This is a genomic window from Pseudomonas sp. LLC-1 (assembly GCF_002992185.1).
Lineage (GTDB): Bacteria > Pseudomonadota > Gammaproteobacteria > Pseudomonadales > Pseudomonadaceae > Aquipseudomonas > Aquipseudomonas monteilii.
The window spans coordinates 1-12,817 of record NZ_LUVY01000022.1 but is presented as its reverse complement, the minus strand read 5'-3'; the positions used below and the strand labels follow the sequence as shown (position 1 = coordinate 12,817).

11 protein-coding genes are annotated in these 12,817 nt (G+C 62.5%); 6 read left to right on the top strand and 5 right to left on the bottom strand.

Annotated elements, in window-relative coordinates; translation table 11 throughout:
- From A0O30_RS24215 to A0O30_RS24200, 4 genes are all read right to left on the bottom strand, one after another.
- Positions 1-486: an isochorismatase family protein gene (locus A0O30_RS24215; RefSeq protein ID WP_016714645.1), complete on the bottom strand. Its 486-nt coding sequence runs from the start codon at positions 484-486 to the stop codon at positions 1-3.
- 59 nt (positions 487-545) lie between these two features.
- Positions 546-3,032, bottom strand: a complete 2,487-nt coding sequence (locus tag A0O30_RS24210) for a TonB-dependent siderophore receptor (RefSeq protein WP_105948318.1) — start codon at positions 3,030-3,032, stop codon at positions 546-548.
- A 116-nt stretch (positions 3,033-3,148) separates the two neighbouring features.
- Complete coding sequence (locus A0O30_RS24205; RefSeq protein ID WP_105948317.1) at positions 3,149-4,096, bottom strand: FecR domain-containing protein; 948 nt, start codon at positions 4,094-4,096, stop codon at positions 3,149-3,151.
- Positions 4,097-4,099: 3 nt separating this feature from the next.
- The gene (locus tag A0O30_RS24200; protein WP_105948316.1) at positions 4,100-4,609 is read right to left on the bottom strand and encodes a sigma-70 family RNA polymerase sigma factor; all 510 of its coding nucleotides are present in this window, start codon (positions 4,607-4,609) and stop codon (positions 4,100-4,102) included.
- A 189-nt stretch (positions 4,610-4,798) separates the two neighbouring features.
- Between A0O30_RS24200 and A0O30_RS24195 the strand changes: the two genes are divergently transcribed.
- From A0O30_RS24195 to A0O30_RS24185, 3 genes are all read left to right on the top strand, one after another.
- Positions 4,799-5,317, top strand: coding sequence for a sigma-70 family RNA polymerase sigma factor (locus A0O30_RS24195; RefSeq protein ID WP_105948315.1), 519 nt, complete (start codon positions 4,799-4,801; stop codon positions 5,315-5,317).
- A complete protein-coding gene (locus A0O30_RS24190) occupies positions 5,314-6,285 on the top strand; it encodes a FecR family protein (protein ID WP_256589789.1) in 972 nt (323 codons plus the stop codon). The genes A0O30_RS24195 and A0O30_RS24190 overlap by 4 nt, the downstream gene beginning before the upstream one ends.
- A 99-nt stretch (positions 6,286-6,384) precedes the next feature.
- Positions 6,385-8,775, top strand: a complete 2,391-nt coding sequence (locus A0O30_RS24185) for a TonB-dependent siderophore receptor (RefSeq protein ID WP_105948314.1) — start codon at positions 6,385-6,387, stop codon at positions 8,773-8,775.
- A gap of 194 nt (positions 8,776-8,969) precedes the next feature.
- Here A0O30_RS24185 and A0O30_RS24175 read toward each other — a convergent pair whose 3' ends face one another.
- Positions 8,970-9,881 (bottom strand): LysR substrate-binding domain-containing protein, encoded by a 912-nt coding sequence (locus tag A0O30_RS24175; protein WP_105948313.1) that lies wholly within the window; start codon positions 9,879-9,881, stop codon positions 8,970-8,972.
- 194 nt (positions 9,882-10,075) lie between these two features.
- Between A0O30_RS24175 and A0O30_RS24170 the strand changes: the two genes are divergently transcribed.
- The 3 genes from A0O30_RS24170 to ttdB form a co-directional block, all read left to right on the top strand.
- On the top strand, positions 10,076-11,413 hold the full coding sequence (locus A0O30_RS24170; RefSeq protein WP_105948312.1) for a dicarboxylate/amino acid:cation symporter: 1,338 nt from the start codon (positions 10,076-10,078) through the stop codon (positions 11,411-11,413).
- A 10-nt stretch (positions 11,414-11,423) separates the two neighbouring features.
- On the top strand, positions 11,424-12,323 hold the full coding sequence (gene ttdA, locus A0O30_RS24165; RefSeq protein ID WP_105948311.1) for a L(+)-tartrate dehydratase subunit alpha: 900 nt from the start codon (positions 11,424-11,426) through the stop codon (positions 12,321-12,323).
- A partial coding sequence (gene ttdB, locus A0O30_RS24160; RefSeq protein WP_105948310.1) for a L(+)-tartrate dehydratase subunit beta occupies positions 12,320-12,817 on the top strand: 498 nt, incomplete at its 3' end. The genes ttdA and ttdB, both read left to right, overlap by 4 nt.

Sequence of the window (12,817 nt, the reverse complement as noted above, 5' to 3'; positions counted from 1 at the left end):
TCAGGCCTGTCCGGCCAGTTCGGCCAGTACTTCTACCGAGGTGGTGACTTGGCGGAAGTGATGCTGCCACAACGCGATGCCCAGCTTGCCCGAACGGTCCAGCGAAGAGCCTACGGTCATGTCCGTCACCAGGGTAGGCGTCAGCCCCGCATCGAACAGGGCAAAGCCAGCGGCCAGCACGCAGGTTTCGGTCTGCAGCCCGCACACCAGCACCCGCTCTACACCCAGCTGCCGAATGTACTCGATAGCTTCGGCGCTCTGCCCGTAGCCATGCTTGATAAAGACCTGGTCGGCTTCGACCAGGCTCTCGTCCTCAGCCGCCGGGTGCCAGCCGAGTTGCCGCTCGAACGGCGTGACCTGTTCGTCATGCAACTCGACCGAGGCAATGGTAGGGATATTCGCTGACAACCGCCGCAAACCATCGACCAGCCATTCGGGCGGGCTGAAGGTGGACTGGACATCGACGATGAGCAAAACCTGGCGCATAGCGTACTCCGGCCATTGGCAAAATGGCGCGGAGTATAACGCGTGGCGTGGGGGCTTGATCACCAGTCGTACGTCATCTCCACCGACGCCACCCGCTCCTGCCCGTAATAGCAGCCAAACGCGTAGTTGCAGTCCGATACATACTCGCGGTCGAAGATGTTCTGCACATTCACACTGGCCTGCAGGCCGCGCAGGCTGGGGTCGAGCTTGCCCAGGTCGTAGCTGACGGTAGCGTCGTACACGGCAAAGGCCGGTACATCGAACGTGTTGGCCGAGTTACCCGGCTTGCGGCCGGTGTACCGGGCACCCGCGCCGAAGGTCAGGCCATTGAGCACGGCCTGGTTGAAGTGGTAATCCACCCATAAGGTGGCCGACACAGGGGCCTGCGACTCGTTGCGGTTGCCCTGGTCGCCGTAGGTGCTCTTGGTGTAGAACGAGTCGATGTAGGTGGCAGCGGCCAGTACATCGACGTTCTCGATGCTGGACTTGAGCTCGAGCTCCACCCCACGCGAACGCACCTCGCCATTTTGCGATTCGTACTGCGGGTACTCGGTATCACCGGTCAGCACGTTCTTCTGCTTCACCTGGAATACCGAAGCGGTGAACAAGGTGCCATCGAATGGCTGATACTTCAGCCCCACTTCGTATTGCTCGCCTTCGGTAGGCTCGAACGCCTTGCCGCCACGCTCGGGCGCTGCAGTGCCCAAGGTGGGCAAGAACGACTGGGAGTAGCTGACATACGGCGCCAGGCCGAACTCGGTGACATAGGTCAGGCCGATGCGCCCTGTGAACTTGTTGTCGCGCTGAGAGGCAATGCTGTGCGCCAGCAGGTCCTTGTTGTCGATTTCAGCCCAGTCCTGGCGCCCGCCTACCGTCAGGATCCAGTTGTCCAGCTTGATCTGGTCCTGCAAGTAGACACCGGTCTGGCGCACGGTGTTGTCCCAACGGGTATCCAGCACCGGGGTCACGTTGCCGGTGGGGTAGTTGTTCTTGCCATAGAGGTCGACCGGCAGCACGTTGTAGGCGTTGTAGCCATCGTACTTGCGCGAGAAATGACGGTAGTCCACGCCCGTCAGCAAGGTGTGTTGCAGCGCCCCGGTGTTGAACTTGTATTCCAGGTTGTTATCGATGGTGTACGCGATATTGTGCTGGCGCCAATCGAGCTTGACCCGGTTGGCGCGGGTGTAGTCGACCACATCGCCCTCGGTCACGAAGCTGCGCAGGTAAAAACCCTTGTAGCGGTCACGTACATCGGTGTATCGCGCCGTTGAGCGCCAGGCCAGGTCATCGTTGAAACGGTGGCTGAAGTCGTAACCCAGAACGTACTGGTCGCGCTTGTAATCGTTGTAGTGGGAATCGCCCGAGAAGAAGTCGCGGTCGATCCTCTGGCCAGTCGGACCACGCTTGAGCGAGCCGATCATCGGCAGCGATTGATAGTCGGCAAGGCCATCATCGCGCTGCACTTGCGCCAGCAACGTCAGGGAGGTGTCCTCGTTCGGCGCCCAGGTCAGGCTAGGCGCCAGCAACAAGCGTTCGCTGTGCGTGTGAGCGACCATTTCGTTGCCTTTGTCGGCAACGCCAACCAGGCGATAGGTGAACACCTTCTGCTCATCCAGTGGCCCGCTGGTGTCGAAGGCACCGTTGACCCGGTTATAGCTACCGGCGCCAAGCTTGACCTGGCTACGTTGTTCACGGGTCGGGCGCTTGGAAACCATGTTGATCAGCCCGCCCGGCTGGTTTTGCCCGTACAGCACCGACGAGGGGCCTTTGAGCACTTCGATGCGTTCCAGCGTGTAGGGGTCGATCTGCGGCGCGCCGCCCAGGCTACCGGCGTATGGAATGTAAGCACCGTCCAGGTACAGCGGGGTCGGGGCAAAACCACGGCTGGTGATTTCGTCGGCGATGCTGTTGCGGTCGGTAAAGCCGCCGGTAGACAGGCCCGGGGTGTAGCGCAGTGCCTGGGTCAGGTTGCGCGCGCCCTGAGCTTGCACCTGGTCGGCGGTGACCACGTTGATGGCCTGGGGAATCTCCAGGATGGGCGTATCCGTCTTGGTCCCGGTGGCACTGCGGCTGGCCACGTAGCCACTCACCGGCCCATAGGCAGACTCCACGGCCGCGCCGGTTACGCTGGTGGTATCAAGCTGCAAGGTCGAGTCGTCACCGACCATTGGCAGCAGCGAGTAGCTGCCATTGGCCTGCTTGACCACCTGCAACCGGTTACCTGCCAGCAACTGGCGCAGGCCGGCATCGGCGCTGTAGCGCCCATGCAGCCCTGGCGATTGCAACGCCTGCACCGATGACGGCTCGAATGACACCGTCACCCCCGCTGCCGAAGCAAATTGCGTGAGCACCGAGGCCAGTGGGCCAGCGGCAATGTCGAACGAAGCTTCAGCCTGGCTTTGCGCCATGGCAGGGCTGACCGCCATGACCGTGGCGAGTGGCGTGGCCAGTGCCACGCTGAACAATGCGTGATTCACTGCTCGCGCCAGTCTGGTTTTGGTCGAGTTGATCAATAGGATGCGGTTGCAATCGTTGACAGCGAGCATGCGGTTTCCTTTCGCCCTGCGGCAGTTTTTTCATTGCGCTTGGTGCGCGTCTACCTACAAGTCGAACGAGCGCGAAAATCGATAACCCCCCTTGGTAAAAAAAATGACGGCGGGCTTCAGGCCGCTTCTACACGCGTCCAGTACCGGCTGAAACGACGAATGCGCACAGGCAGCGTGGTGGTGAGGTTTTCCAGGACAATATCGATATCGCCCAGGTGAAACGCCCCGGACAGTCGCAACCCGCTCACGGCCTCATCACAGCCCAGGTACCCCGGCCGATACCGCTGCAGCTCGCTCACGACATCGGCGAGGCGCCAGTCATCCACGATCAGCATCTCGCGTGCCCATGCGTCTGCCATCGCCGCCAGCGGTGTCACGTTGCCCATCTTCCCGGCACTGAATTCAAGCTGTTGCCCAACATCCACCCGCACAGCTGCGATGGCCTGTGCGCTGCGTACTTCCACCGCATGTTCCAGCACGCAAACCCGCGTGAAATCGTTGTCACAACGCACGGTGAATCGCGTTCCCAACGCACGAATACTGCCCTGCCCGGTGTGTACGATGAATGGGCGGGAAAGTGCATCCGATGCGGTCTGTACCAGAATTTCCCCCCGCAACAACTCAAGCGCGCGCCACTCGGTGCCATAGCGAATATCAACAGCCGTGTCGGTGTTCAACTGCAATTGGCTGCCATCGTCCAGCCGCAACGCGCGCTGCTCGCCAACACCCGTGCGCACGTCGGCCATCAGCCGTGCAACGCCACCATCACGCAACACCGCCCCACCTGCCGCGCCCGCCACCAACAGTACCGACAGCACCTTTAGCACTTCGCGTCGTTTGGCCCTGGCACTGCTTAACGTCGGCCGTGCGATACCGGGCGTCACCTGCGCCAGCTTGCCCTGTAGGCGAGCCAGGCGTTCCCAGGCCTGCACGTGTCGCGGGTCACTCAGCAACCAGCGCTGATGCGCAGCTTGCGTGGCTTCATCGGGCTCGCAGCGCAACTCGACGTACCAGTGCGCGGCAGCCTCCAGCGTGTTGCGGTCCAACGGTTCTGTACCCGCCACCGTTCACGCCTCTGCCAGCATCAGGCAATGGGTCAGGGCACGCACTGCATGCTTCTTGACCGTGGTCAGCGAAACCTCCAGGCGCTCAGCGATTTCGACATAACTCAAGCCATCGAGCTGGGCCATCAGGAAGATTTCGCGGGTACGCGTGCCCAGGCCATCGAGCAGCCGATCAATTTCAAGCAGGGTCTCGATGATCAGCAGGCGCGCCTCGGGCGAAACCTCCACATGCTCGGGCCGGGCCGCGAGGGTTTCCAGGTAGGCCTGCTCCAGGGCGCGGCGGCGAAACATGTCGATCATCAGGCTGCGGGCCACACTGCTCAAATAGGCCCGTGGCTGGCGCAGTTCCGCCGCCTTGCGCAGGGTCAGCACCCGTATGAAGGTGTCCTGGGCCAGGTCCGCCGCATGGTCCATGCAGCCGAGCTTGCTGCGCAGCCAGCCGCACAACCAGGAATGATGGTCCTCGTAAAGCGTATGCACCGCTTTTTGCAGGGAAGGGTCAGCGCTGGACATGGGTTGGACCGATAAGAGCGTCTTTAATAATGACTCTCATTTAACCTGACTACTGTCTGACTTCGCAATTGCTTTGCGCAAGCTGCGTGCGAGAAAGCCCGACCTCCTGTTGCTGTAACCATAATCCCTGCCCTACTATTGCGAAAAATTCTCATATGAGACCTTGTCGCACAGCGAAAGGATGCCCCGATGTCGCGCCTCGACCCCGCCTACAGCCAGCAAGTCCACACCTACTACACCGCCCACCACGGCTGGATTCGCGGTTGGCTGCACAAGCGCCTGGGCAACGCCAGCGATGCCGCCGACCTGGCCCATGACGTGTTCGTGCGCCTGCTGAGCAAGCCGCAGCAGTTTCAGACCGAACAACATGCGCGGGCGTACCTGAGCACCGTCACCCGTCACCTGTGCATCGACTTCTGGCGCCGCCAGCACTTGCAGCAGGCCTGGCTTGAAGCCCTGGCGGCCCTGCCTGAACCACTGGCGCCGAGCGAAGAAGAGCGCGCGCTGGTGTTCGAAGCACTGGAGCAGGTACAGGGGATGCTTGCACGCTTGCCGGAAAAGGTCTGCCAGGCCTTTCTGCTGGCTCAGGTCCAGGGGCTGGGCTACCGGGAAATCGCCCGGCAACTGAAGGTGTCCGAGCGCAGCGTGACCAAGTACATGGCCCAGGCGATGTACCAGTGCCTGTTGCTGGAACTGGACCTGCCATGATTGCCAGCGAGCGCCCGGACCACGCCACCTTGCAGGCCGCCGCGAACTGGTATGCGCAGTTGCTCGCCGCCCCGCAAGACCAGCAATTGCAGCGGCGCTGGCAACAATGGCTGGGCGCCGCAAGCGCAAACCAGGTGGCGTGGGCCCACGTGGAACGCATCAGCCAGCGCTTTACCCCGCTGAAGCTGCAAGCCGATGCCTCGCTACAGGCATTGGGCAGCGTGCGCCGTACCGACCTCGGCCGCCGGCGAGCCGTTGGCCTGCTCGGCTTGCTGTGCGGCGGTGGCCTGCTGGCCTTGGCTGGCTGGCGTGTACCTGCTGCCCGGCAACAGCTGCTGGTGCTCAGCGCCGACCAGCGCACCGCCACGGGTGAAATACGAAGCCTGCGCCTGCCGGACGGCGGCCTGTTGTGGCTGAACGGCTCGACCGCCTTGAACATCGACTACCGCCCCAGCCTGCGTCGCCTGGAACTGCTGGCCGGCGAAGTGCTGATAGAAACCGCCCACGACAGCCGTCCCTTCGTGATCGACACTCGCCAAGGCCGCCTGCAAGCATTGGGCACCCGTTTCAGTGTGTGGCAGCGCGACCAGTCCGCACGCCTGAGCGTGTTCGACGGCGCGGTGCGCCTGCACCCCGCCGAGGGCACCGACAGCCTGGTAGTGGCTGCCGGCTGGCAGTCGGACTTCGACCGTCACGGTGCACAAGCGCCGCGTGCGGTAGACGAATCACGCCAGGCCTGGCGCGAGGGTCGGCTGTTGGCCAGCGACATCAGCCTTGGCGAGTTTGTCGAACAGCTGCGTGCCTACGTGCCCGGTCATTTGGGTGTCGACCCGCAAGTGCGGGCGCTGCGGGTGATGGGCAGCTTCCCGGCCGATGACCCGGAACGCACCTTGGCCATGCTCGAAAGCGCATTGCCGATCAGGGTGCGCAAGACCTTGCCTTGGTGGTACAGCATCGAGCCGCGCTGAACGCGCACTTTTTTTTGCACGGGGGTGTTCCGGTTTTGCCGCGCTCGTTCGGATTAGCAGATGAACACCCAGCTTCATCTGCCCCCACAAGGAACACCCATGCCCCTGCTCCCGTTCACCTTGCGCCCTCTGCTGCTGGCCCTGCCGTTGCTCGCTGCCACCACCGTGATGGCCGACGAAACCACGCGCCGCTACGACCTGCCTTCCGGCCCGCTGACCCAGCAGCTCAACCGCCTGGCCAGTGCGGCCGGTATCTACATCGTCGGCGACGGCGCGCTCAGCCAAGGCAAGGCCAGCAACCCGCTGCAAGGTGACTACACCCCTGAGCAGGCGCTTGAGCGCATGCTGCAAGGCAGTGGCCTGGTCGCCGTACCCACAGGCGAACGCCAGTACCGCCTGCAACCTGCGGCACAGGGCGCAGGCCTGCAACTGGCGCCGACCAGCGTCGATGCCCGCCGCGACAGTGCCTACGGCGCCGTGGACGGTTACCTGGCCACCCGCGCCAGCAGCGCCAGCAAGACCGACAGCACGTTGCTGGAAACCCCGGCGTCCGTGTCGGTGGTAACGCGTGACCGGATCAAGGCCCAGGGTGCGCAGACCATTACCGAAGCCCTGAGCTACACCGCTGGCGTGCACACCAACGTGTCCGGCAACAACCCCACCGACAACACCTTGATGGTGCGCGGCTTCCAGCAGATCAACAGCGATGCCTACACCGACGGCCTGCGCAACAACAACACCGGCTACTATGCCCCCGAGCCCTTTGGCCTGGAGCGCATCGAGGTCCTCAAAGGGCCTGCCTCGGTGATTTACGGCCAGGGTGAGCCTGGCGGTATGGTCAACCTGGTCTCGAAAAAACCGCTGTTCACCGCCCACCGTGAAGTGGGCCTGTCACTGGGCAACCACGACCGCCAGCAACTGAGCCTGGATGTCGGCGACCTGCTCGACAGCCAGGGCACCCTGGCCTACCGCCTGGTGATGCTCGGCCGCGATGCCGACAACGAAATCGACGGCATCAAGGACGACCGCCAGTACGTTGCGCCCAGCCTGACCTGGGCGCCCAACGAAGACACCAGCCTGACCCTGCTGGCGTCGTACCAGAAAAACACCAACCTGTTCACCTCGAACATGGCCTACTCATTGTTCGACGGTTCCAACCCCAACGGCCGGGTACCCCGCCACCGCTCGCTGAACGAGCCGGGCTTCGACCGCGAGCAATCAGAAATGAACAACCTGGGTTACGAGCTGAGCCACCGCTTCAACGACACCTTCAGCTTCCGGCAGAACTTCCGTTACAGCCACATGCACGGTTACCAGGACCAGTTGTTCCGCAACAGTGGCGTGATCAATGGCAACACCCTGGCCCGTTATTACGAGCTGCGTGACTACGAAAGCGACAACTACACCCTGGACAACCAGCTGCTGGCCAACTTCAGCACCGGCCCTGTACGCCATGACGTGCTGTTGGGGGCCGACTACCTGCGCGGTCACCGCAACCAGGACGTGCAGCACGGCGACGCGCCGTCGATCAACATCTACAACCCGGCACGCGGCGTAACCATCGACACTTCGCGCTACACCTCGCTGCTGTCCACCGCCCGCGACGACCGCCAGGTCGGGTTGTACCTGCAAGACCAACTGCACCTCGACAACTGGGTCGCCACCCTTGGCGTACGCCACGACTGGGCACGCCAGGACAGCACCAACCGCATCCTCGGCAGCCACCAGGTGATCACCGACGAGGCCACCACCGCTCGCGCCTCGTTCGGCTACAGCTTCGACATGGGCCTGTTCCCCTATGTGAGCTACAGCGAGTCGTTCAAGCTGGCCGCCGGCAACAGCTTCGACGGCTCCCCGTTCGAGCCGGAAACCGCCAAGCAATATGAAGTGGGCATCAAGTACCAGCCACCCGGCAGCGAAAACTACCTCACGGTAGCGGCCTTCGACCTGCGCCGGCAGAACGTGGCCACCACCGATGTCGATCACCCGGGTTTCAGCGTGCAGCAGGGTGAAGTGACCTCACGCGGGGTCGAGGTGGAAGGTGTGGCCAAGCCGCTGCCGGGGCTTAACCTGATCACGGCGTACACCTACAACGATGTCGAGGTAACCAAGGACAACCCGAACGCGCTGGGTGTCAGCAACAAGGGCAATGCGCCGGTCCGTGTGCCGCGCCACCTGGCCTCGCTGTGGGTCGACTACACCCTGCAAGGCGGGCCACTGGCCGGGCTGGGCGGCGGCCTGGGCGTGCGCTATACCGGGGCCACTTATGGCGATGCGCAGAACACCTTTGAAGTGCCGGGCTACACCTTGGTCGATGCCATGCTGTCTTATGACTTCGGCAAGGCCAACAACGGCCTGCAAGGGTTGTCGGCGCAACTCAACGTGAAGAACCTGACCGACAAATACTACGTGGCCGGCTGCTTCGCCACGGTGGCCTGCCTGCTGGGAACGGGGCGTACCGTGACCGCCGACCTGACCTATCGCTGGTAGTAGCAACTGACGGTCTTTCACCCTACCTGAAGCTGGCGCAATCACTGTGGGAGCGGGCATGCCCGCGAACACGGGCGAAGCCCGTGCCATCCTCCGCACAGCCTGCTTCGCGGGCTTGCCCGCTCCCACAGTGATTGCGCCAGCTTCAGGTTTTGTGCAAGACAGTTGCCACCAAAAAGAAGGCGGCAGCGGCGCTACTGCCACGTCGCCTGGCTGTCGCCCTGTCGGAAGAACTGCCGTAAGTGCTCGACAAAACACGACACCTTCGCCGACAGGTTCAAACGCTCCAGATACACCGCATAAATATCCGCAGGCGGCGTGTGGTAGTCGCCCAGCACCTCCACCAAACGCCCGCTGCGCAGATGATCGGCCAGGTTCCACTCGGCCCGCAGCAAGATGCCCTGCCCGTCCAGCGCCCAGTTCAGAGCCACTTCGCCGTCGTTGGTGCTGAGGCTGCCATGCACCTTCACCGATTCGCTCAGCTTGCCGCGGCTGAGCCGCCAGATGCCAAACGCGGCGTCGTTCTGGCGCAACACGATGCAGTTGTGGCTGGCAAGGTCCTTGGGGGTTTGCGGAGTGCCATGAGCCTCCAGATAGCCAGGCGCTGCACACAACCGACGGCGGTTGGCGGCAATCTTGCGGGCGATCAGGCGCGAGTCGGGCAGTTCACCAAAGCGGATGGCCACATCGATGGCATCGTTCGGCAACGCGATAGGACGGTCGGTCAGGTGCAATTGCACCTCCACCTCCGGGAAGCGTTTGGCAAACGATGAAACTGCCGGCCCTACATGGGTACGCCCGAACCCCAACGGCGCATTGACCCGCAACAGGCCCTTCGGCTCGGCACGGCTGCTGGACACCTGCCGCTCCATTTCTTCGATTTCACCCAGTATTCGGCGGGCATTCACCAGGTAGGTCTCGCCTTCGGCGGTGAGGCTGATGCTGCGCGTGGTGCGGTTGAGCAAGCGCACACCCAGGCGCTGTTCCAGCTGCGCCAGGCGTTTTGAAACGGCAGGCGGGGTCAGGTTCAGTTCGCGCGCGGTGCCCGCCAGGCTGCCCACCCGGATCAGTTGGGTGAAAAACGCCAGCTCCGATACCGGATTCATAATTAACCTGAAGGAAACAATGAGTTGAATTTCATTGTATTACAGCATTTTTGAAAAACCATTACCTTTTGCCCTGCGTGATTAACCACAAAAACGCTGGGCTCTTCGGCCGCCAAGGCCAGGTGTGACCTGCACCCCACAAGCAGCCCGGCCGCCAGATAAATCCGACTCACAACAATAATTCGGAGACGGCAATGGCCAAGCGATTGTTCGGCAAGCTTTACGTACAGGTATTGATCGGGGTAACCCTCGGGGTGCTGATCGGGGTGTTCTGGCCACAGGTTGGCGCAGACTTGAAGCCCGTCGGTGACGCCTTCATCAAGCTGATCAAGATGGTCTTCGCACCGATCATCTTCGCTACGGTGGTGCTGGGCATCGCCAAGATGGAGAACATGAAGGAACTCGGCCGCGTCGGTGTACGCGCACTGATCTACTTCGAAGTGCTGTCCACCTTCGCCCTGGTACTGGGGCTGGTGGTGGTCAACATCGTGCAGCCCGGCCAGGGCATGAACGTCGACCCTGCCACACTCGACGCCAAGAGCATCTCCACCTACACCGCTGCTGCGGCCGGCAACAGTGGCGGCTTCATCGACTTCATGCTGCACGTGATACCCGGCAGCGTGACCGATGCCTTCGCCAAGAACGAGACCCTGCCGATCCTGCTGTTCAGCACCCTGTTCGGCATCGCCCTGTCCCACCTCGGCCCGCGTGGCAAACCGATGGTGGATGTGCTGGAAGCCTTTTCCCACGGCATGTTCTTCATCGTCGGCATGATCATGCGCGTGGCCCCGCTGGCGGCCTGCGGCGCCATGGCCTTCACCGTGGGCAAATATGGCCTGGGTTCGATCGTGTCGCTGGGCAAGCTGATGGCGACCATGTACCTGACCTGCTTCCTGTTCGTGGTGATCGTGCTGGGCGCCATTGCCCGGTTGTCGGGCTTCAACCTGTGGAAGTTCCTCAAGTACCTGAAGGAAGAGCTGTTCACGGTACTGGGCACCAGTTCGTCCGAGTCGGTAGTGCCCCAACTGATGAACAAACTGGAAAAAGTGGGCGTGTCCAAGCCGGTGGTCGGCCTGGTGATCCCCTCGGGCCTTACCTTCAACCCGGACGGCCAGTGCATCTACTACACCATGGCCGCCATTTTCATCGCCCAGGCCACCAACACGCCGTTGACCCTGATGGACCAACTGATCGTGCTCGGCGTGCTGCTGCTCACCTCCAAAGGCTCGGCGGGCGTGACCGGCTCGGGCTTCATCACCCTGGCCGCGACCCTGGCGACCATGGACAACATCCCGGTGGCCGGCATGGTGCTGCTGTTGGGCGTGGACCGTTTCATGTCCGAGGCCCGCGCCATCACCAACACCATCGGCAACGCCGTCGGCACCGTGGCCATCGCCCACTGGGTGGGTGCGCTGGACAAACAACGCATGGCGCAGGCCCTGGACGGCCAGCTGCCGGCAGAACCACAAGCCGCTGAGCCCCGCCCGGACCTCTCCATAACAGCAAAAAGAACCCACCTTGAGATGCAGTGAGGAAATAATCATGGACAAAGAAACCGCCGTGTCATCGCTTACCGACGTGATGGCCAAATTCACCGCCTATATCGGCAAGCGCCTGCCCCGTGACGTGAAGGAAAAGACCGCCAAGTTGCGTGCAGCCGAAACCAACCCGCTGGCCATCGCCGTGTACGACTCGATGGCCGACAACCAGGAATACGCCGACAAGCTCAACCGCCCCAGCTGCCAGGACACCGGGGTGATCCAGTACTTCGTCTCGGCCGGCGCACGCTTCCCGCTGCTGGGTGAGATGGAAGGCATCCTCGAAAACGCCACCAAGGAAGCCACCATTCAGGGGCCATTGCGCCACAACGCGGTGGAAACCTTCATCGAGAAAAACACCGGCACCAACACCGGTTCGAAAATCCCGTGGCTGGACTGGGAAATCATCCCCGATGCCGATCACTGCATTGTCGATGTGTACATGGCCGGTGGCGGCTGCACCTTGCCAGGTTCGGCCAAGGTGCTGATGCCGGGGCAAGGCTATGAAGGGGTGACCGAGTTTGTCTTCGATGTGATCACCTCGCGCGGGGTCAATGCCTGCCCGCCTTTGCTGGTGGGGGTTGGGGTTTCGACCTCGGTGGAAACAGCGGCGCGTTTGTCGAAGAAGGCCATTCTGCGTGAAGTGGACTCCAGCCACCCCAACGAAAGCGCGGCCATGATGGAAAAGCTGCTGGAGGAAGGCCTGAACGAAATCGGTATCGGCCCGCAGGGCCTGACCGGCAACAGCAGCGTGATGGGGGTGAACATCGAGTCTTCGGCCCGTCACCCCTCCACCATCGGCGTGGCGGTGTCCACCGGTTGCTGGGCCCACCGCCGCGGCAAGATCCGCATCAACGCCGACCTGACCTACGACATCCTCTCCCATGAAGGGGTAGTACTGTGAAAAAGATCCTCAGCACCCCGATCAGCGACGAAGACCTGGCCAACCTCAACGTGGGCGATGTCGTCTACCTCACCGGCCAACTGGTGACCTGCCGCGACGTGGCACACCGGCGCCTCATCGAGTTGGGTCGCGAACTTCCGGTAGACCTGCGTGGTGGCGCGATCTTCCACGCCGGCCCCATCGTCAGGAAGAAAGACGACGGCAGCTTCGAGATGGTTTCCATCGGGCCGACCACCAGCATGCGCATGGAAAAATTCGAGAAACAGTTCATCGAGCAGACCGGCGTCAAACTCATTGTCGGCAAGGGCGGCATGGGCCCGGAGACCACCACCGGCTGCCTGGAAAACAAGGCCGTGCATGCGGTGTTCCCGGGGGGCTGCGCGGTGCTGGCGGCCACACAGGTGGAAGAGATCGAGCGGGCAGAATGGCAGGACCTGGGCATGCCGGAAACGCTGTGGGTGAACCGCGTGCGTGAGTTCGGGCCGCTGATCATC

Coding starts and splice junctions, on each gene's coding strand:
- A0O30_RS24215 (WP_016714645.1), bottom strand. CDS start 486: ATGCGCCAGGTTTTGCTCATCGTCGATGTCCAGTCCACCTTCAGCCCG.
- A0O30_RS24210 (WP_105948318.1), bottom strand. CDS start 3,032: ATGCTCGCTGTCAACGATTGCAACCGCATCCTATTGATCAACTCGACC.
- A0O30_RS24200 (WP_105948316.1), bottom strand. CDS start 4,609: ATGTCCAGCGCTGACCCTTCCCTGCAAAAAGCGGTGCATACGCTTTAC.
- A0O30_RS24195 (WP_105948315.1), top strand. CDS start 4,799: ATGTCGCGCCTCGACCCCGCCTACAGCCAGCAAGTCCACACCTACTAC.
- A0O30_RS24190 (WP_256589789.1), top strand. CDS start 5,314: ATGATTGCCAGCGAGCGCCCGGACCACGCCACCTTGCAGGCCGCCGCG.
- A0O30_RS24185 (WP_105948314.1), top strand. CDS start 6,385: ATGCCCCTGCTCCCGTTCACCTTGCGCCCTCTGCTGCTGGCCCTGCCG.
- A0O30_RS24175 (WP_105948313.1), bottom strand. CDS start 9,881: ATGAATCCGGTATCGGAGCTGGCGTTTTTCACCCAACTGATCCGGGTG.
- A0O30_RS24170 (WP_105948312.1), top strand. CDS start 10,076: ATGGCCAAGCGATTGTTCGGCAAGCTTTACGTACAGGTATTGATCGGG.
- ttdA (WP_105948311.1), top strand. CDS start 11,424: ATGGACAAAGAAACCGCCGTGTCATCGCTTACCGACGTGATGGCCAAA.